The organism is Pandoraea sp. PE-S2R-1, from assembly GCF_002179865.1.
Lineage (GTDB): Bacteria > Pseudomonadota > Gammaproteobacteria > Burkholderiales > Burkholderiaceae > Pandoraea.
Window position 1 is genome coordinate 307,712 of record NZ_NGUR01000017.1, and the last position, 19,470, is coordinate 327,181.

Here is a 19,470-nt window from a genome sequence, read left to right on the forward strand (position 1 = left end):
CGGCGATGTCGGCATGCGTGCGCTGCCGGCCCTCGTCAAACGTTTTCGCGTCTACGCCGTGACGTCCAGCGATGCGCGTCATGCCGTCCTGCGTGCCGCCGGTGCGGTGCCTGTCGCCGCCAATCTGGACGACCGCGCGAGTCTCGCGCGTATCGCCCATCTGGCGCCGCGTGTGCTGCATCTGGCGCCGCCCGACGGTGTTGCCGGCAGCGGCACGAAGGACCTGCGCACGCGCCGTTTGCGGGCCGCACTTTTGCGGCCCTCGAAGCCCAATATTGTACCCGAGGGGGGCGCACGCGCTTCGCGTCGCATCCTCGTCTACGCCAGTACCAGCGGGGTGTATGGAGATTGCGGCGGGGCGCGGGTCGATGAGACGCGTACGCCGCAGGCGCGCTCGCCGCGCGGGCAGCGGCGCGTGGATGCCGAGCGCACGTTGCGCGCGCTTGGGCGGCCCTCCGCGCATGCCCGAAATGCGCGGCGCGAGTGGGCGGCCGGGCCGCCACGCACGCTTTCGCCGGGCAGCGCGACGAGCGTGGCGGGTGTGCGCCCCAGTTGGCGGCAGGCGGAGCGGGCCCGGGTGCGCTGGCGCGCGTCCATCGTCCGAATTCCCGGGATCTACGCCGCCGACCGGCTGCCGACGGCGCGTCTTGAGCGTGGCACGCCCGCATTGCGCGAATCGGACGACGTGTACACCAACCATATCCATGCGGACGATCTGGCCGCGATTCTGATCCGGGCGATGTGGCGCGGCAAGCCGCAGCGTGTGGTGCATGCGAGCGACGACACCGAATGGCGCATGGGCGAGTACTTCGACCGGGTGGCCGATGCGCTCGGTCTGGCCCGTCCGCCACGCATCTCGCGCGAAGCGGCGGTGCGCGAGCTGCCGCCGACGCTGTTGTCGTTCATGTCGGAATCGCGCCGGCTGGACAACACGCGGCTGAAACGTGAACTCGGTTATCGGTTGACGTATCCCGACGTGGCGGCGCTGCTGGCGACACTTGAAACATGACGACATTTCGAAACTTCGTACTCGTGGCGCTGCTCGCATTGCCGGGCGTTGCGCCACTGTCGGCCGCGCATGCCGAATCCGATATTCGCGTGGGGTTTTCGCCGGAGGGCTCGGCACGCACGCTGGTGCTCGAGACCATCGGCAGCGCAAAGCACAGCATCCAGATGCTCGCTTATTCGTTTCAGGCACCTGACATCATGCAGGCGCTGGTCGATGCGAAAAAACGCGGCGTGGATGTTCGCGTAGTGATCGACAAGAAGCGCAATACCGGCAAAGCCAGCAAGGCGGCGATGGACTTCGTGACGGGGCAGGGCGTGGCACTGCGCACCAACGACCACTTCAATATCCATCACGACAAGACCATCATCGTCGATGGCAATACGGTGGAAACTGGCTCGTTCAACTTCGCGCCGTCTGCCGAGACGAGCAATTCCGAGAACGTGATCGTCATTCGAAATATGCCCGACATCGCACGCCAGTACGCCGCACACTGGCAGTCGCGTTGGGATCTTGGCGAGCCTTATCCGCCTGTGGCGCCACGTTGACGTTGCCGTGCACATTGCCGCCGATGCTGCGGCCGATGTTGCCGCTGACGTTGTCGCCGATGTTGTTGATGAAGGGCACCATCACACGTCGCCGCTCGCCGATCCCCCCAATGCCTTGATTAGCGTGAGCGTGGCATCGATCTGATCGAGGCGCGATTGCGCGGCGTTCCGGCGTGCCTGCCGCGCAAGCCGTTGTGCATCGAGCCACGTCTGCAAGTCGATGTCACCAGCACGATAACGCGCACCCGACAATGCCGAAGCGCGTTGCGCGAGCGCTGCCGCCCGCGCCAACGCCTCGTATTGCACCGACGTGCGTTCGCGCGTCGAGAGCGCATCTTCCACTTCCTTGAGTGCCGTGAGCAGCGTGCTGCGAAACACGACGGTCGATTGTTCGAAGTCATTGCGGGCGAGTGCCGTCGTGAAGCGTGCCGTCTGAATTTGCAGGAACGGCATGGCAATCGTGGCGGCGAGCGTGCCGACCGGATTGGCGAGCAAGCGCGACAGCGAGTCGCTGGCCGTACTCGTCGACCCCGTGAGCGTGAGCGACGGGTAGAACGACAGACGCGCCGCATCGACGTCGGCCAGTCGCGCCCGCACGCGGGTTTCGGCCGCCGCCAGATCGGGGCGGCGGGCGAGCAATTCAGCGGGCAAGCCCGGCGCCACCTCGGGCAACGTCGTGTCTGCCAGCGACTCGCGTTCGGTAAAACGGGTCTGAGCGGGCTCGCCGAGCGCATTCGCCAGTGCATGCCGGGCAAGATCGCGCAGACGTTCCCAGTCGGCCAATGCGCCAGCGACGGTGTCGCGATCCTGCTGCGCCTGCACCGGGTCAAGCGCTGACACGGCCCCGGCGCGGCGTCTCGCGTCGACTAGTGCGACGACCTTGTCGGCGGAAGCCAGATCGTCCTTCGCGCTGCGCACGTTGTCGTTCAGATAGGCGAGACGCCAGTACAGCGACGCGACATCGCTCGACAGGGTGAGTGCCGCAGCGCGGCGATCCCATGCGCTGGCAGCGGCTTGCCAGTTGCCCGCATCGCGTTGCGCGGCGAGCTTGTTCCACAGATCCACTTCGTAACTGATGCTCGCGTTGGTGCCGGAGGTCGTCTGCGTCTGCCCAATCGCGGCAATGGCCGCGTTGCCACCGTCGAGCGAACGCGACTTAGCCCCCGCAATTGAGGCGGAGAGTTGCGGCCAGCGGTTCGCGCCGGTCAGTCCAGCCTGAAGCGCATCGCGATCCGCCTGAAGCGATTTGAGCGCCAGCCCCGGATTGCCCGCCAACGCGCGAGTCACGAGTGTGTTGAGACCCGGCTCACCGAAGCCGTGCCACCACGGATCGATGGCGAAGGGCGTGTCGCTTTGTGCGTCGGTTTTCGGTGAGGCAGAACGCAATGCATCACTCGCCACAGAGGCCGTGGCGCCATCGAGGGGCGTGCGGTATTGCGCGGGCACTGGCAGCACCGGACGCGCGTAATCGGTACGCATCAGACCGCACCCGGCGAGCAGCAAGGCGAGGCTCAGAACAGACAGCACGGGCAGACGGGGGCGCGACGACAAAGCCGTCGGGAAACGTAACAGAGAGCAGGTCATCGAATCGTCAAAAAGACCCCCGCGCGCGACACCGAATCGCGCGCGGGGTATAAATCCATCCCGTGCCTGAGGGGGGGGCGCAGCGGGACGGTTGGGGGGCAATTCATTCACGGGCCAGCGCATCGACCGGATCGAGCCGTGCCGCACTGCGCGACGGCCACCAGCCACTCGCGACGCCGATGACACTGGCGCACAACACGGCCGCCGCGAAGGTGTTGACTGAGAACACGACGGCCACCTGCGGCACCACGAACGCGACGAGTTGGCCGATGGCGTACGACAGCACCACGCCGACGGCACCGCCCATCAGGCAGACCAGCACCGCCTCGATCAGAAACTGGCGCAGGATGTCCTGTCGCCGCGCACCGATGGCGCGGCGAATGCCGATCTCGCGTGTGCGCTCCGTGACCGACACCAGCATGATGTTCGCCACACCGATGCCGCCCACGACGAGCGAAATCAGCGCGACGAACGAGAGCAGCAGCGTGAGCATCTGACTGGTGCGAGAGATCGACTTCACGACCGTGTCCATGTTGAACGTGAAGAAATCCTTGTTGCCGTGCGCTCGTGTGAGCACGCGCACGATGCCCGCTTCGGCCGCTGACGGCGGGTGGCCATCGAGAATACGCACCGTAATCGCTTCCAGATGCTGCTGACCCGCAAGACGGCTGGCGGCGGTGGTCCACGGCACATAGAGGTTGAGCGAGCGACTGACGAACATCGACGAACGGTCGCGCACTACACCGATCACCCGCAGCGGTAACGAGCCCGCCAGCACGATCTGACCGATCGGGTCACCGCCGTTCGGCATCAGCTTGCGCAGCGCGTTCTCGCCAATGACGGCCACCTGCGCCTGACGTTCGACCTCGCCGGTATCGAAGCCACGCCCACGCGCGAGCTTCAGCCCGTTGGCCCGCAAGAAATTCGCGCCTTCGCCGTGCACTTGGGCGTCGGTATCGATGCGTCCGAAGCGCACACGTACCGTGCGTGCGTTCACCTGCGGCGACACGCTGTCGGTGTACGGCTGCGCGGCGAGAAGTTCGGCGTCGCGTGGCAGCAGCGTGCGAATCTCGGCGGCCTTGTCGTCATTGAAGTCTCTGCCGCGTAGCACCGTGATCGTGTTCGGCGCGATGCTGCCGATATCGTTGAGCACGCGCCGTTTGGTGCCCTCGCCAATGGCGGAGAGCGAGACCACCGACGTGATGCCGATGACGATGCCGAGCATCGTGAGTCCCGTGCGCAACCGGTGCGAAGCGAGCGCGTGCCACGCCATCGACAGGCTCTCCGAGAACTTCGGCCAGCCGGCGAGCCAGCGACGACGCACTTCGACTGCCGGGGGTTTCTGTATGGCGATGTCATCGGGCGTCGGGGCCTCTGCTGCACGGGTGTGATCGATCTGACTAGCGCGAGTGTCTTCTTTTGTCTCTGTCTGCGTTTGTGCTTGTATTTGCGTCTGCGTCTGCGTCCGTTCACGCGTCAGCGCGGCAAGTTCTGCCGTACGTGGCGTCTCGTTCACGCGATCGCGCACGATGCGGCCATCGGCAATCTCGATGACGCGTTGTGCCCACGCGGCGACCCCGGGGTCGTGCGTGACCAGAATGATCGTGTGCCCGCGTGCGTGCAGTTCGCACAGGATCTGCATGACTTCCAGACCGCTGCGGCTGTCGAGCGCCCCAGTGGGTTCGTCCGCGAGGATGATGTCGCCGCCGTTCATCAGCGCGCGCGCAATACTCACGCGTTGCTGTTGGCCGCCGGACATTTGCGACGGGCGGTGTGACAGATGTCCGCCGAGGCCCAGTCGCCCGAGCAGTGCCGCAGAACGTTGCGCTCGCGCCGTCTTCGTGGTGCCGGCATACACGGCGGGCACTTCGACATTGCCCTGCGCCGTGAGGTGGCCCATCAGGTGATAGCGCTGAAAAATGAAGCCGAAGTGCTCGCGGCGCAGCGCGGCGAGGTCGTCGTCGGAGAGCGAGGCCACATCGCGGCCATCGATTTCGTAGCATCCGCTGCTGGCCCGGTCGAGACACCCGAGCACGTTCATCAGCGTGGATTTTCCGGAGCCCGACGGCCCCATGATGGCCACCATCTCGCCACGCTGGATGACCAGTTCGACGTCGCGCAAAACGGTCACGGCACCGACGCCCTCGCCAAACGAGCGCGCCACACCGGACAAGCGCAACAGCGGGACGCAGACGGACGTGCCGTCGCGCACGTCGTCGGGCATATCGGACGCCGGAAGCATTGCATCGGACGGTGGGAGCGCGCGCGTCACAGCAGGCCGCCTCCGGTGTCACCGCTGCCGGGCGGGGGCACATCGGTCGGGTCGGCGGTCACCACGCGATCGCCTTCTGCGAGCCCGTCGAGCGCTTGCGCCATCAGGCGATTGTCGAGACCGACCTTGACCCAGCGGGGTTGTGCGTGATCTTTGGCGTCGAGTACGCGCACCTTGTAACGGCCATCCGCACGTTGCTCGCCGAGCGCGACCGACGGGAACGTCAGTGCGTTCGAGATGCGCTCGCGCACGATCGAGACTTGCGCCGTCATATCGGGGCGCAGCACACCGTTCGGGTTCGGCACGTCAAAAAGGGCATTGAAGAAGATCGCGTTGTTGATCTTTTCGGGCGAAGGTTGAATCACGCGCAGCTTGCCTTCATAGCGCGTCTGGGGCGCTCCCAGAATCGTGAAATACACCGGCTGACCTTCGCGAATGCGCACCACGTCCGCTTCGGAGACTTGTGCCTTGACGGTCATCTTCGACAGGTCGGCGATCTTGAGAATCGTCGGGATCTGATAGATCGCGGTGACGGTCTGACCTTCCTGTGTGCTGATCAGCGTCACGCTGCCCGAGATCGGCGCGGTGATGCGCGTATACGACAGGTTGGTGCGGGCCTTGTCGACCTTGACGTTCTGCTGGCTGATTTGCGAGTCCAGCGCGGCCAGTTCAGCGCTCAGTGCTTCATAGTCGGTGCGCGCCTTTTCAAAGTCGCGCGGCGAGGTGGCATCCTCGCGGGCCATTTGCCGCTGGCGTGCGAGTTCGCGCTCGGCTTGCGCATGGCGAATGGCCTTGGCGCGCCGGTCGGCGGCGAGCGTCGTGAGCCCTGCGGTCACTTCGCGAAGATCGTTCTCGCTGAGTGTCGGATCGATCTCCGCGAGCAATTGTCCCTTGGTGACCTTGTCGCCGAGCACGACCTTCAGCGAGCGCAACTGCCCGTTGGCCTGCGAGCCGACTTCCACTTGCTTGATCGGCTGAAGCACGCCCGTCGCGAGCACGGCATCTTCCAAACTGCTGCGGGTGACCTTGGCGCTGAGATAGGCCGGCGGTTTTGCCTGCGGCCATTGCCACGCCGCGATGGCACACAGCGCGAGAAAGACAGCCGCGGCGGTCTTGCGGCGAGGGGTGAGGCGAAACTTGCGTGAGAGCGTCATTGATCAGGAAATAAGCACCGCGTCCGCACCGTTGTGCAGACATGTGGCGATCCTAATCAAAGGGGGCGGGACAAACTGTTTTCAGTTGTTGCGACTTTGTGAACAGAATTGACCGGCGGTGGATTTATGTCGTTTTCGGTCGAATTCGGCTGGGTTATGTGCCTCACGGCAAGGGATGCGCACCGATGGGCAACGACGGGTGATCCGGTGTGGGGTAGGTCAGCGCGGGCAACGGTGCCCCGGGGCGGCGGATGACGACCTGATCGACCACGGCCTCGACATCGGCCGTCTGGCCGAGCGCCTTGATGAATTTGGCGAGCGGAAAGCCCGGCGCCATGCAGCCCTGCATCACGATGATGCGCCGCTGGAAAGTGAGCCAGAGCGAGGTCTGCGTTTTCCACGGGATGTCGGCGGCGATCGAAGACAGCCGTCGCTGCGCGCTCTCGGCAATCTCGACATCGTAGCGGTAGCTATTGGAGAGGCGGCAGCGTCCCTCGAACCAGCAGTGATTGCCTTTCTCGATGCGGTGGTGGGCATCGGCTATCCAGTCGGATTCGCGCATGAACGGGCCTAACGGCACCGGACAGTCGGCCACCGCAGAGGAAATGTGGAGAAACGGATCGTTGCCGAAATTGCGCAGATCGTCATGGGCGCTTGCGGCCGACGGGCCTGTCGCTGCGCCGGAAGCCACGCCCGGCAAGGCCGCTGGGGCGGCGCTGGCCGTCGCGGCGATGGCAATCCCCAAGGCCAGCCCCGTGGCGGCGTGTTTGCACAATGTGAAGATTGGACGGCGCATACGACCTCCCACGAGACATACGGGGTAAATGCTGCAACACGTGAAACCAGCGTGTATGCGCCAAGATGACTATAATTTCGCGCTATCGCTCGCAACGTCGCTCAACTCTGCATTTTTCAGTCGAGTGGTGGTTGCGAACGGCTGGGCTGCGCATCAGGCTGCCTTACCAATCCTTTCTGAAATAAGGATTGGATGCCATTTTATTGGATGCTTCGGCCAACGGGTGGCTGGACGGGCGCGCAAACTTCAGCGTATCTCGACACCGTGGGAGCACAAACCATGTCCTCAGGCATTGGCGCGCCGGGTGCGGCGCTACATCGGGCCTGGCGTTTGCCGGGGCAGGGCACCGCCGCTACCGTCGGCACACGCCGCGCTTCGTCATCGCCCGACCGTTTCACGAATGCGCTGCGATCGCTCTCCGGGGTGCGCGAATCTGCTGCCTCCGAGCCGGTGCAGTCGGTACAGGCTACGACGCAAGACCCTGCCGTAGCGGCAGTCCAGAGTTCGGCCTCCCTGCGTGAGCTGGGCCGAGCCTAAATTAGCGAGAATTCCTTCATGAGTCTGCATGTTCTTCTGGTCGACGACGATCCCGTCGTGCGCGACCTGCTGCGTGAGCTGCTGCATGCCAACGGTATGCAGGTCTCGGTGCTTCACAACGGCGCGTCGTTGCTGCGCCGGCTCGAACTCGAGCGTCCGTCGGTGATTCTGCTCGACATCATGATGCCCGAGCGTGACGGCCTGCGTGCCTTGCAGGACTTGCGCGCGGCCGGGGAAGATATTCCCGTGATCATGCTCTCGGCACGCGGCGGGCCGCTCGATCGGGCCCTCGGTCTGGAGTTGGGGGCCGACGATTACCTCGCCAAACCGTTCGATCCGCGCGAATTGCTCGCACGCATTCATGCGGTCCTGCGCCGGCGTGGCCCGGTGGCGGCCAGTGCCCCCGATGCGCGCGCGCCGTACCGCTTCGGTCCGTTCGAACTCGATTTCACGCTGCGCACCTTGCAGCGCGAGGGCGAGCGTCTGCCGCTGCGCGACACGGAATTCGCGATGCTCAAGGCGTTCACGCAACATCCGATGCAAGTGCTGCCGCGTGTGAAGCTGCACGCCATGCTGTACGGCGACGGCATCTCGTTCCGCGATCGCAGTCTCGACGTGCCGGTGTGGCGTCTGCGCCGCCTGATCGAAACCGATCCGTCCGAGCCGCGTTACATCCAGACGATTCGCGGCAAAGGCTACGTGTTTGTGCCCGGTGGCGAGTTGTCGGCCGATGCGGCGTCGGACGCGCGCGAGCATGACGCCGGTGGCGCTGACGATGGCCGCTCGCTTGCGGTGCCGCCGGTGGCGGCGGTCGCAGCGGTGGCGCCAGCGGTCAAGCGTGCGGTGCGTGGCTGGCGGGAGTCGATGGCGTGAAACTGCGTTGGCGGCTGCGCGACACGCTGTTCGGGCGCATGGCATTGCTGGGTATCGGCGTCTTGCTGGTGATGCATATCGTGTGGAGCGCGCTGGTGTTCTATCAGCGGCCTCGCCAGCAAGTCGACGGCTTCGCGCGCGGCTTGCTCATCGCCATCCAGAGCGTCGATCAGCGAGCCGTCGACCCGGGCAGCCTTGCACCGCCGCGCGGGTTGCGGCGCGTGCCGCTTGCGCAGGCCCCCGTGTTTGCCGATCCGTCGGAAGACGGGCGTGCCTCGCACCTGCGTAACGAACTGCTCTCGAAGCTGCCGCCCGGCACGCAGTTGCATGTGCGTGAAGAGCCGAAGCGCAGCAGCTTGTGGGTCTTGCTGCCGAACCACGATCAATGGATTGTCATTCCGCTTGATTTGCCGCCGATGCCGCCCTTCGTGCGCGAGACGGTCGGTATTCTGATTGGGGCGGTATTGCTGGCATTGTTGATGGCGTGGCAGATGCAGCGTCCTATTGCGCGCGTGGCGCAAGCCGCCCGGGTGATCGCCCGGGGACGCCGCCCGGCGTTGCTGCCCGAACAAGGGCCGCACGAGTTGCGTGACCTGGCGCACGCGTTCAACGACATGGCCAAGCGTCTGGCCGAGGCGGAAGACAATCAGGCGATCATGCTCGCCGGGATTGCGCACGATCTGAAGTCGCCGCTCACGCGTCTGCGTCTGCGCGCCGATCTGATCGACAACGAAGGCTCGCGCGATGGCTTCGTGCGCGACATCGCCTCCATCAATCACATCGTTCAGCAATTTCTCGCCTATGCCCGCGACGAGGCCGACACGAGCCCGCTCGTCGGTGTCGACGCGTTTCTGCGCGAGCAATTTCCGGCCGAAGACGCGTGTGACGCTGCCGTCCCGGCGCTCATGACGACGGACATGGTTGTCGAAGCGCTCGCGTATGTCGATGGCGAGGGCGGTGAAGGTAGTGATGGGGCTGACGGCGTTGCTGGGGTGAGCGGTACGGCGGGCGCGTCGTGCGCTGATCTGGCGTTGTTCACCTGCGACTTGCGCGCGGGCGCCGATTTCAAGTTGCCGCGGACGTTGCTCGATCGCGTGATGTCGAATCTTGTCGACAACGCGCTGGAGCACGGCGAGCCGCCGGTGCGGCTGGCGACGTGGCGCGAGGGTGATGTCGGCTACATCGAAGTGACCGACTGCGGCGGGGGGATTCCGGAAGATCAGGTGGCGCTGGCGATGCGGCCGTTCGTGCGGCTCGATGCTTCGCGCGGCGGCGAAGGCCATTGCGGCCTTGGCTTGTCGCTGGTGGGGCGTCTGGTCGAAGGGCTGGGCGGCTCGGTGCGTCTGGCGACGTCACCGGATGGCGGTTTGCGCGTCACGTTGTGCTTGCCGATCACCCATGCACCGGCACCGCTGACTTCGCATTAATTTCCCGACGGTATTTTCGACTGCGGCCGTGGTGAGTTTGTGTCACACGGCCGCAGCCGGTTGGCGCGTTCCACGCCAACCTTTCTCCCGATAAATCTCAATAAATCTCCGGCACGATCATCGTGTCGGGCACCGGGTGGCGCATGTAGTCTTCGCTGCGGGCGCGCTCGGGCAGCAGCACGGGCGTGCGTTCCACGTCGTGGTAGGGCACTTGTGCGAGCAGGTGATGAATGCAGTTCAGGCGAGCGCGCTTCTTGTCGTCGGCCTGCACCACCCACCACGGCGCTTCGGGAATATGGGTGCGCTCCAGCATGACTTCCTTGGCGCGCGTGTAGCTCTCCCAGCGGCGACGGCTTTCCAGATCCATCGGGCTGAGCTTCCACTGCTTGAGCGGGTCTTGAATGCGGGCGAGAAAGCGGGCTTCCTGCTCTTCGTCTGAAATCGAGAACCAGTATTTGACGATCTGCACGCCGCTGCGCACCAGCATCTTCTCGAACTCGGGCACCGAGCGGAAAAACTCTTCGTACTCGTCATCCGTGCAGAAGCCCATCACGTGCTCGACGCCTGCGCGGTTGTACCAGCTACGGTCGAACAGCACCATTTCGCCGGCAGCGGGCAGGTGCTGCACGTAGCGTTGGAAATACCATTGCGTGCGTTCGCGGTCGTTGGGGGCGGGCAGGGCGGCGACGCGGCACACACGCGGGTTCAGGCGTTGCGTAATGCGCTTGATGGCGCCGCCTTTGCCGGCGGCATCGCGGCCTTCGAAGATCACCACGAGGCGGTGGCGGCTGCGAATCACCCAGTCTTGCAGCTTGACGAGTTCGCCTTGCAGGCGAAAGAGCTCGCGGAAATATTGCAGGCGTTCGCTGCGTGCGGTGTCGGTCAGATCGTTCAGGCCGGGCAGGCGAAGATCGTCGATTTCCATCTCGATTTCTTCGTCGTAGCTGTCGATCAGGTCATCCTGGAGGCGACGCGCGAGCGAGGCGTCGTGGTCGGCATCGGAGTCGAATTTTGTCATGGCGACGATCTCGGTACGGGGCGGAGAAAACCCCCGCGTGGCGGATTGAGCAACTGAGTATGCGACGATTCTATGACACCCGCATGGCGCTGGCGAGGGCGGCGCACCGGGGCACACCGCGCTTGCAACGGGTTTATGACTGTCACATAAAAGACATATGACATTGTCATGATGGCCGGTCCCGCCACATTCTGGCGCGGCTTTCCCGACGTGCTGGCCTTTACCGGCCGTCACAACATTACCGGCTTCCCCACGTTTGACTCCGACAGTGCGCATGTTTGCCGACCTTGCTCATCATGCTTATGGCTGCGATCAGGCGGGTTTGATCTACGGCTATCACTTCACCGAGGGCGCATTGCCTGAGCCGGTCGATTCCGGCGAGGCGCTGGCGTGGCTGGCGAAGCTCGCACGCGGCGAGCCCGCCGACGGGTTCCTGTGGCTGCATTTCAACTTCGCGCATGCCGCATGCGAGAAGTGGCTGCAACAGCACATGAGCCTGCCGGAAGAGTTCTTCGACGCGCTGACCGAAGGGTCGCGCTCCACACGCATCGAGCATTCCGACGACTGGTTGCTGGCGGTTATCAACGATGTGATCTTCGCGTTCGACATCGCGCAGTCCGAGATTTCCACGTTGCGGGTGGCGGCCAATGCGCGGCTGCTGGTGACCGGGCGGGTCAAGCCGTTGCGATCGATCGACAAGCTGCGCGCGTCGGTCAAACGTGGCGAGGCGTTTCGCTCGCCGCTGGCGTTGCTGGTGCACTTGCTGCGCGATCAGGCGGACGTGCTGGAGCGTATCGTGCGCGAGACCAGCCGTCGTGTGGATACCGTGGAAGACCGGCTGTTGCAGCAGCGCATCGAGAGCAACCGGGCCGATCTGGGTTCGCTGCGGCGGGTGCTGGTGCGGCTGCAACGCTTGCTGGCACCGGAGCCGGCGGCGCTCTTCCGATTGTTGAGCCGCCCGCCGGTGTGGGGGCATGCTGAAGACGTGCAGGAATTCCGTCAGGCGACGGAAGAGTTTGCGGTGGTGCTCAACGACTTGTCGGCGCTGCTCGAGCGCATCAAGTTGTTGCAGGAAGAAATTGCGGCGATGGTCAGCGAGCGCACGGACCGCACGATTTACACGCTGACGGTGGTGACGGTGCTGGCATTGCCGATCAACATCGTGGCGGGTTTTTTCGGCATGAACGTCGGCGGTATCCCGCTGGCCGAGCATCCGCATGGGTTCTGGGTACTGGTCGCCATCGTCGCGACCGGCACGGCGGCCGCCGGCTGGTGGGCATTCCGGCGCCGGCCGGAGTGATATCTACGTAAATCCGCATGATCGTAAAATCAAACATTAGTGCTTTAACGCCTGATTTCACGATCATGAAAATATCCCAAAGCAAATCGATATCCTCGGCATTGCAGGCCGAAGCCACGCGTCTGGGCCAACTCCTTGCCCGGTTGCGCACGGCGCGTCAGTTCAAGCAGACCGACGTAGCGGCGCGTGCGGGACTTTCGCGCAACACCATCCATCGCATTGAGCACGGCGACCCGGGTCTCGCGTTCGGGCAAATCCTGCGCTATCTGGACGCCATCGCCCCCGGCGCAACACTCCAGGATCTATACGCTGAATCGGACCCCGCATTGACTGCATTGAAACTGCGGGAGCAAACCCGGCGGGTGCGCGATCTGACGAGTGCCGATCTCGAAGCACTCGATTTCTGATCTACAAAGTCACACCCCTTTCACCGCAATCCCCGGTATCCGATCCACCGCCGCCAGCACCTGTTCCGGCGTGATCTCGCGAGTGCATTCGAAGGCGCGCGACGTGCCGTGATGGCGCGGGCACCAGTGGAAGTCGTCGTGCCGATAACGCAGCGTGGGGTCGTGCCAGCAGCCGGTGCAAACGTTCTCCGCAATCACGCGATACCGCGTGGCGAACTCGTTGTGCGGCAGCGTGAAACCCGACACCAGCACCGTTGGCGTGCCTGCCGTCCATGCCAGCCATGACAAGCCGCTCGATAGCCCGATGAATGCGTTCGCGTGCATCAGCCAGCGTGCGCGCTCCGTGAGCGGCAGATCGCCTGTCGCATCTTCCGCACCCTCGGGAATGGTCTGCCAGAAGTCGCCCTTGCCATGACGCGGCTTCTGATCGATGCAGATCACGCGAAGCCCACGCGCGCGTAGCCCCGCGACTACCGTCTCCCAGCCGTCCGGACGATTCCAGTATTTGCACTGCGCCGTACTCTGCACGGCGATGCACACGTACGGCACCGCCAACGGACGCGACGTATCCGGCAAGCCAAGACGGGCAGGGGTTTCCGTGTCATCCACACCCAGAATATGTGCCGCCGTCCGATGCAACCCCGTCTCGCGAAAGTCGCGCGGTTGCTGTGTCAGCTCCCCGTCGTCGAAGAAGAGTCCGATGTTGTAGGTCGCGTAATACTTGCGGCGCTCGACGTTCTCTTGTGCCACGAAATCCACCTCGGGATACGTGTCGCGAAACAGCGACGCGACCGCAGGTGTCACCACACACGCGAGACGGCAACCATGTTCCCGCGCGAAGCGCAGCGCATAGGGCAGCCAGCCGAGCACATCGCCGAGGGCGGCCACCGCGAACTGGACGAGCACGTCCTGATCGCGGGCGTCGTAACGATGCTCGAACACGACGACGTTGTTGAGCCAGATGGTGATGCCGTACGGCACGAAGTACTTCGCGGGGCTGCGCACAACCCCCGAGGACAACTCGGTTTCGACGAGCGTGGCATCGTCGCGCGTGTCGAAGACCCGCACGCGCCACGGCAACGGTTGTCCGAAATCGGGGATGACGACCCGTGCGCCGTCGTTGAAGTCGAAACGCAACCCGGCCGGGCCGACCTGCGTCGGCAGCAGGGCGGGAGCGAGAAAAATCTGGTGAGGCGACTGGGCGAAGGGGGTGGCATCATTCATGCCGTTACCTTACGTCTGACGCTCGAATCGCAATCGACGAACAAACATGCCAAAAGGCGGTTATTTCGCGAATTTGCCGGGTTTTTCGACGGGAAACCCTTTCCACGCCTTACGGTTGCTACCGCCGCGCCACGCTCACACCGATCCCGTCATCGCCTGATACTGGGCCCGCAACGCCTGCGTAAACCGCTGATGGGTCTCGCGCGGATTTTCCCGGCGGGTGAACATCGCCACGGGCGGCAACGTCCACGTGAGCGACCATGGCACGACTGCCACGCCTGCAACGCGTACCAGTTCCTCGGCGATGTCGGCCGGCAGCAGCGACACGGCGCGCTCGCTGCTGGCGAGCAGTTCACCCGTCAGGCGGGACGAAAAGCTCTCCACCACAGGCACCGGCGGCACCACGCCGGCATGCAGGAACAAGTCGGCCAATTGATCGCGCATCGGCGTATTGGGGGCGCCCATGACCCAATCCAGCTCGGCGAGTTGTGCCCAAACCGGGGCGCTGCGGCCCAGCCGGGCGGCCAACCGGCGGCTGGCCACGACGCGGGGCATCTGGTGCATGAGCACCTCGAATTGCACCTGCGTCAGGTCGACACTGGCGGCGGCGCGCCCGATCACCACGTCCAGCGTGTGATCGCGCAACTGCGCCATGAGCGCTTCACTTGTGCCTTCGTGCAGCGTGACGGTGAGCCGTTGCGGCATCTGCGCGAGCGTCTGCTGAATCGCGGCAGCGAGCGTCTTGCCAGAAATATAGGGAATCACGCCCACATGCAGGCGCGCGGCATGCCCGGCCATCACCGCCTCGATGTCGCGCGTCAGATGGTCGAGATCGTGGACCATCGCCTGCGCCCGGGCGAGTACCACTTCGCCCAGCGGCGTGGGCGTCATGCCGCGTGGGGTGCGGTCGAACAGCGGGCCGCCAAGCATGCTTTCCAGCTCGGCCAGCGCGCTGGTCACGGCCGGCTGGCTCGTCGCCATATGCTCGGCCACGCGCGTGAGCGAACCATGCTGCTGAATCTGCAACAACAGCACCAGATGGCGCATCTTGAGCCGCGTCGTCAGACGCCGCACCACCTCGCCCGTATCGAAAGGCACCACTCCTACCCCCTGAATCCCCAAATCCTGCGAGCGTCCCGCCGTCCGGATATCCACGGCATCCCCGGCATGGCAGGGAAAGTACGCTCATAACGAAAATATGATGGCCCCATAGTAATTCAGAATCGCCTCGCAATAGCGGCTGCCTAGAATGGCTTCGCAATCAGGTGCACCGGGCGGCAACCGTCTCGAAGAACGGCCGGGCGGTGCACGAGAGAGATGACATCCAACGAGGACGACACGCCCATGAGCAACAACAACGATCACCAGGCAGCCCTGGAATATCACCAGTTCCCCACCCCGGGCAAGATCTCCGTGACGGCCAGCAAGCCGCTCGTCACGCAGCGTGACCTGGCGCTCGCCTACACCCCGGGCGTTGCCATCCCGTGTCAGGAAATTGCCGCCGACCCCGCCAAGGCGTTCAACTACACCGCGCGCGGCAACCTCGTGGGCGTGATCACCAACGGCTCCGCCGTGCTGGGTCTGGGCAACATCGGCGCACTCGCCTCCAAGCCGGTGATGGAAGGCAAGGCCGTCCTCTTCAAGAAATTTGCCGGTATCGACGTCTTCGACATCGAAATCACCGAAAGCGACCCGGACAAGCTCGTCGAGATCATCGCCAGCCTCGAAGCCACCTTCGGCGGCATCAACCTTGAAGACATCAAGGCCCCCGAATGCTTCACCGTCGAGCGCAAGCTGCGCGAACGCATGAAGATTCCGGTCTTCCACGACGATCAGCACGGCACCGCCATTACCGTTTCGGCCGCGTTCATCAACGGCCTGAAGGTCGTGGGCAAAGACATCAAGGAAGTGAAGGTCGTGACCTCGGGCGCCGGTGCGGCTGCCTTGGCATGTCTGGACCTCATGGTCGACCTCGGCCTGCCCATCGAGAACGTGTGGGCCACCGACATCGACGGCGTCGTCTATGAAGGCCGCGCGGTCGGCATGGACCCGGACAAGGCCCGCTTCGCGCAAAAGACCGACAAGCGCACGCTGGCCGAAGTGATCGATGGTGCCGACGTGTTCCTCGGCCTGTCGGCTGGTGGCGTGCTCAAGCCGGAAATGTTGAAGACCATGGGCCCGCGCCCGCTGATTCTGGCGCTCGCCAACCCGACGCCGGAAATCTTCCCCGAAGACGCCCGCGCTGCCCGCGACGACGTGGTGCTCGCCACCGGCCGTTCGGACTTCCCGAATCAGGTCAACAACGTTCTGTGCTTCCCGTACATCTTCCGCGGTGCGCTCGACGTGGGTGCGACCACCATCACGCGCAATATGGAAATTGCGGCGGTCAACGCGATTGCCGCGCTGGCGCAGGAAGAGCCGAACGATTCCGTGGCGACCGCCTACGGCGCTTATGACCTCTCGTTTGGCCCGGAATACCTGATTCCGAAGCCGTTCGACTCGCGCCTGATCGTGCGTATCGCGCCGGCCGTGGCCCGTGCTGCCATGGAAGACGGTGTGGCGACGCGTCCGATCGCCGACTTCGACGCCTACGCCGACCAGCTGCAACAGTTCGTGTACCACTCGGGCGCGTTCATGAAGCCGATCTTCTCGGCGGCCAAGCAACTCGTGCGCGACGGCGGCAAGGCTCGCATCGTGTTCGCGGAAGGGGAAGAAGAGCGCGTGCTGCGCGCGGTTCAGGTGATCGTCGACGAGAAGCTGGCCCGCCCGATTCTGGTCGGCCGCCCGGAAGTGCTGCTGGCCCGCATCGAGAAGTTCGGTCTGCGCCTGCGTCTGGGCGAAGACGTCGAAGTGACCAACCCGTACTACGACGAACGCTTCCACCAGTACTGGACCAGCTACTGGGAACTGCGCTGCCGCGACGGCATTACGAAGGAAATGGCGCGCGTGGAAATGCGCCGCCGTCTCACGCTGATCGGCGCGATGATGGTGCGTCTGGGCGACGCCGACGGCATGATTTGCGGCACCGTGGGCGCGTATCACGACCACCTGCGCTTCGTCGATGAAGTGATCGGCAAGCAGGCGGGCGCGAATACCTACGCGGCGATGAACATCCTGCTGCTCGACAAGCGCACCGTGGCACTCGTGGACACGCACGTCAACGACGACCCGACGGCCGAGCAAATCGCCGAATTCACGATCGCCGCTGCCAAGCAGATGTCGTGGTTGAACCTCAACCCGAAGGTCGCGCTGCTCTCGCGTTCGAACTTCGGCTCGGGAAGTGCCGCCTCGGGCACCAAGATGCGCCGCGTGCTGGATCTGGTGTCGGCACAGGCGCCCGATCTGGAAATCGACGGCGAAATGCACGGCGATTGCGCCCTCGACGAAGGTCTGCGCAGCCGCATCCTGCCGCATTCGCGTCTGAAGGGTGCCGCCAACCTGCTGGTGTGCCCGAACGTGGACTCGGGCAACATCGCCTACAACCTGCTCAAGACGGGCGCGGGCAGCAATGTCGCCGTGGGTCCGTTCCTGCTGGGGGTGGGCGCACCGGTCAACGTGCTGACTTCGAGCTCGACCGTGCGACGCATCATCAACATGACGGCGCTCACGGTTATCCAGGCCAATCGTGACTGAAGTCGACGCGGCGCCCGGCAGCCGGGGGTAATTCAGATGGATTACCGACCGCTTCCGACGCGCCAGTAGCCTTGTTAGTCCGCCAACGCCCCGGCAAGCTGAACCCACGCATCGTCCTGATGCGTGGCCAGCCGCGCCGGGGCGTTTGCGTTGGGTCAGCTTGTTCCGCTTGCCCGCTGCCCCGCGTTGGCGCCGATTGACGGAACGCCTTCCCGCAAAGCCATTCCAGCGCGCTGCACATCACGAAGTAGATCAGCGCAACAAAAGCAAACACCTCCGCCGGATACACCATCAACCGGCTGTTGACCTGCGTCGCCAGAAACGACAGCTCGGCCACGCCGACGATGTAGGCGAGCGAGGTGTCTTTCACGAGCGAAATCCACTGATTCACGAACGATGGCGCCATCATGCGCAGCGCCTGCGGCAGCACCACGTGCCGCAGCGTCTGCACGCGCGTGAGGCCGAGCGACATGCCGGCCTGCCACTGTGCCGTACCCACGCCGCGAATACCGGCGTAGACCGTATGCGAGAGATACGCACCGCCGATGAGCGAGAGAGCACACGCGACAGTGGCGAGTCCGGGCACGTCCACGCCGAAGAGAATCGGCAGCAGGAAATACGTCCAGAAGATCAGCATCAGCACGGGAATCGCGCGGAAGAAGCCGATGACCAGCGTGAGCAGCCAGCGCGACGGTCCGGTGAGCATCGCCAGCGCAATGCCACCCGCAAGACCGAGCAGGCCCGACGCCACTGCGCTCGTACTGGCGAGCACCAGCGTGAGGGCGGCACCCGCGAGCGGGCCATCGGGAAAGGTGCCCCACAGCAAGTAGGGCAGGTTATCGATAACGGCAGAGAAGTTCATGATCAGCGCGAAGGAGCCGCCGCATGGCGGTGCGTGGTCGCGAGGCTGACCGCTTCGATCAGGGCAATCGCGCCAACGTAGAGCAGGGTGGCAATGCCGAACGCCTGAAACGTCTTGAACGTCTCGGTCTCGACCTGACGCGACGCATACGACAGTTCGGCGAGTCCGATGGCCATCGTGAGCGACGAGTTCTTCACCACATTCATGTACTGGCCGAACAGCGGCGGCAGCGCAATGCGCACCGCTTGCGGCAACACCACGTGTCGAAAGACGGCATATCGGCTCAGCCCGAGCGCTGCGGCCGCGTGCGTCTGACCGGCCGGCACGCCACGTAGTCCGGCGCGAATTTCCTCGCCGATGAACGCGGTGGTGTAAAGCGTGAGGCCGACGAAACCGGCAAGCGTCTCAAGCGCGGGCCAGCGAACGTCGAACAGCACCAGATGCCACGCGTGGGGTTGAGAGAGCCATGCCACGGCGCTCGCAGGCAACAGCGCGGCAACGCCGAAGTACCAGAAGAACAATTGCACCAGCAGCGGCGTGTTGCGCATGAGCGCGACAAATGCCGCCGCAGGGCGTGAAAACAGCGCGCTTTGCGAGTTGCGTGCCAGCGCGAGCCCGAAGCCGAGCCATGTGGCGGCGGCGCTCACCACGGCCGCCAACGCGACGGTGACGACGAAGCCGTGCATCAGCCAACTGAGGTATTTCGGGGCGAGCCAATCGATCATGACAGGGGATGTCCAAGCAAAAACGCCGGGGTACACGAGGACGCATCCTCCTGTACCCCGGCTGGCGGGCGGGTCACTGCGGGGTCACCGCCGGTATGGCTGGC

At 64.5% G+C, this 19,470-nt stretch carries 17 protein-coding genes; 8 read left to right on the forward strand and 9 right to left on the reverse strand.

Annotated elements, in window-relative coordinates; all coding sequences use genetic code 11:
• Positions 1-13: 13 nt before the first annotated feature.
• On the forward strand, positions 14-1,009 hold the full coding sequence (locus tag CDV44_RS25410; protein ID WP_249277713.1) for an SDR family NAD(P)-dependent oxidoreductase: 996 nt from the start codon (positions 14-16) through the stop codon (positions 1,007-1,009).
• Positions 1,006-1,554: a phospholipase D family protein gene (locus CDV44_RS25415; protein ID WP_087691404.1), complete on the forward strand. Its 549-nt coding sequence runs from the start codon at positions 1,006-1,008 to the stop codon at positions 1,552-1,554. Before CDV44_RS25410 ends, CDV44_RS25415 begins: the two co-directional genes overlap by 4 nt.
• Before the next feature lie 81 nt (positions 1,555-1,635).
• Here the strand turns inward: CDV44_RS25415 and CDV44_RS25420 are convergent, their stop codons facing one another.
• The 4 genes from CDV44_RS25420 to CDV44_RS25435 form a co-directional block, all read right to left on the reverse strand.
• Positions 1,636-3,081: an efflux transporter outer membrane subunit gene (locus CDV44_RS25420; RefSeq protein WP_170936103.1), complete on the reverse strand. Its 1,446-nt coding sequence runs from the start codon at positions 3,079-3,081 to the stop codon at positions 1,636-1,638.
• A gap of 160 nt (positions 3,082-3,241) precedes the next feature.
• Entirely contained in the window at positions 3,242-5,362 is a 2,121-nt protein-coding gene (locus CDV44_RS25425) for a MacB family efflux pump subunit (RefSeq protein ID WP_087691406.1), read from the reverse strand.
• A gap of 44 nt (positions 5,363-5,406) precedes the next feature.
• Positions 5,407-6,564: a macrolide transporter subunit MacA gene (macA, locus tag CDV44_RS25430; RefSeq protein ID WP_087691407.1), complete on the reverse strand. Its 1,158-nt coding sequence runs from the start codon at positions 6,562-6,564 to the stop codon at positions 5,407-5,409.
• Between the two features lie 163 nt (positions 6,565-6,727).
• Positions 6,728-7,360 carry a hypothetical protein gene (locus tag CDV44_RS25435; protein ID WP_176399051.1) on the reverse strand — a complete coding sequence of 211 codons (633 nt, stop codon included), beginning with the start codon at positions 7,358-7,360 and terminating at the stop codon, positions 6,728-6,730.
• Positions 7,361-7,639: 279 nt separating this feature from the next.
• Between CDV44_RS25435 and CDV44_RS27875 the strand changes: the two genes are divergently transcribed.
• From CDV44_RS27875 to CDV44_RS25445, 3 genes are read left to right on the forward strand one after another with little or no spacing between them, the layout of a single operon-like run.
• The gene (locus tag CDV44_RS27875; protein WP_140413338.1) at positions 7,640-7,897 is read left to right on the forward strand and encodes a hypothetical protein; all 258 of its coding nucleotides are present in this window, start codon (positions 7,640-7,642) and stop codon (positions 7,895-7,897) included.
• 18 nt (positions 7,898-7,915) lie between these two features.
• Complete coding sequence (locus CDV44_RS25440; RefSeq protein ID WP_087691408.1) at positions 7,916-8,770, forward strand: response regulator; 855 nt, start codon at positions 7,916-7,918, stop codon at positions 8,768-8,770.
• Complete coding sequence (locus tag CDV44_RS25445) at positions 8,767-10,197, forward strand: ATP-binding protein (RefSeq protein WP_249277714.1); 1,431 nt, start codon at positions 8,767-8,769, stop codon at positions 10,195-10,197. Before CDV44_RS25440 ends, CDV44_RS25445 begins: the two co-directional genes overlap by 4 nt.
• Before the next feature lie 97 nt (positions 10,198-10,294).
• Here the strand turns inward: CDV44_RS25445 and ppk2 are convergent, their stop codons facing one another.
• Positions 10,295-11,215, reverse strand: coding sequence for a polyphosphate kinase 2 (gene ppk2, locus CDV44_RS25450; RefSeq protein WP_058375770.1), 921 nt, complete (start codon positions 11,213-11,215; stop codon positions 10,295-10,297).
• A gap of 274 nt (positions 11,216-11,489) precedes the next feature.
• Here ppk2 and CDV44_RS25455 point away from each other — a divergent pair, with 274 nt between their 5' ends.
• On the forward strand, positions 11,490-12,515 hold the full coding sequence (locus CDV44_RS25455; RefSeq protein ID WP_087691409.1) for a transporter: 1,026 nt from the start codon (positions 11,490-11,492) through the stop codon (positions 12,513-12,515).
• A 65-nt stretch (positions 12,516-12,580) separates the two neighbouring features.
• Entirely contained in the window at positions 12,581-12,922 is a 342-nt protein-coding gene (locus CDV44_RS25460; protein ID WP_087691410.1) for a helix-turn-helix domain-containing protein, read from the forward strand.
• Positions 12,923-12,931: 9 nt separating this feature from the next.
• On the opposite strand, the gene CDV44_RS25465 is transcribed toward CDV44_RS25460, so the two are convergent.
• Both CDV44_RS25465 and CDV44_RS25470 read right to left on the reverse strand, forming a co-directional pair.
• Positions 12,932-14,146, reverse strand: a complete 1,215-nt coding sequence (locus CDV44_RS25465; RefSeq protein ID WP_087691411.1) for an autotransporter strand-loop-strand O-heptosyltransferase — start codon at positions 14,144-14,146, stop codon at positions 12,932-12,934.
• A gap of 135 nt (positions 14,147-14,281) precedes the next feature.
• Complete coding sequence (locus CDV44_RS25470; protein WP_058379837.1) at positions 14,282-15,244, reverse strand: LysR family transcriptional regulator; 963 nt, start codon at positions 15,242-15,244, stop codon at positions 14,282-14,284.
• Between the two features lie 246 nt (positions 15,245-15,490).
• Between CDV44_RS25470 and CDV44_RS25475 the strand changes: the two genes are divergently transcribed.
• Positions 15,491-17,779, forward strand: a complete 2,289-nt coding sequence (locus CDV44_RS25475; RefSeq protein WP_058379836.1) for an NADP-dependent malic enzyme — start codon at positions 15,491-15,493, stop codon at positions 17,777-17,779.
• On the opposite strand, the gene CDV44_RS25480 is transcribed toward CDV44_RS25475, so the two are convergent.
• Positions 17,757-18,641, reverse strand: a complete 885-nt coding sequence (locus tag CDV44_RS25480) for an amino acid ABC transporter permease (RefSeq protein WP_087691412.1) — start codon at positions 18,639-18,641, stop codon at positions 17,757-17,759. The genes CDV44_RS25475 and CDV44_RS25480 overlap by 23 nt on opposite strands.
• Positions 18,642-18,643: 2 nt before the next feature.
• Positions 18,644-19,366 carry an amino acid ABC transporter permease gene (locus CDV44_RS25485; protein WP_087691413.1) on the reverse strand — a complete coding sequence of 241 codons (723 nt, stop codon included), beginning with the start codon at positions 19,364-19,366 and terminating at the stop codon, positions 18,644-18,646.
• Positions 19,367-19,470 lie beyond the last annotated feature (104 nt).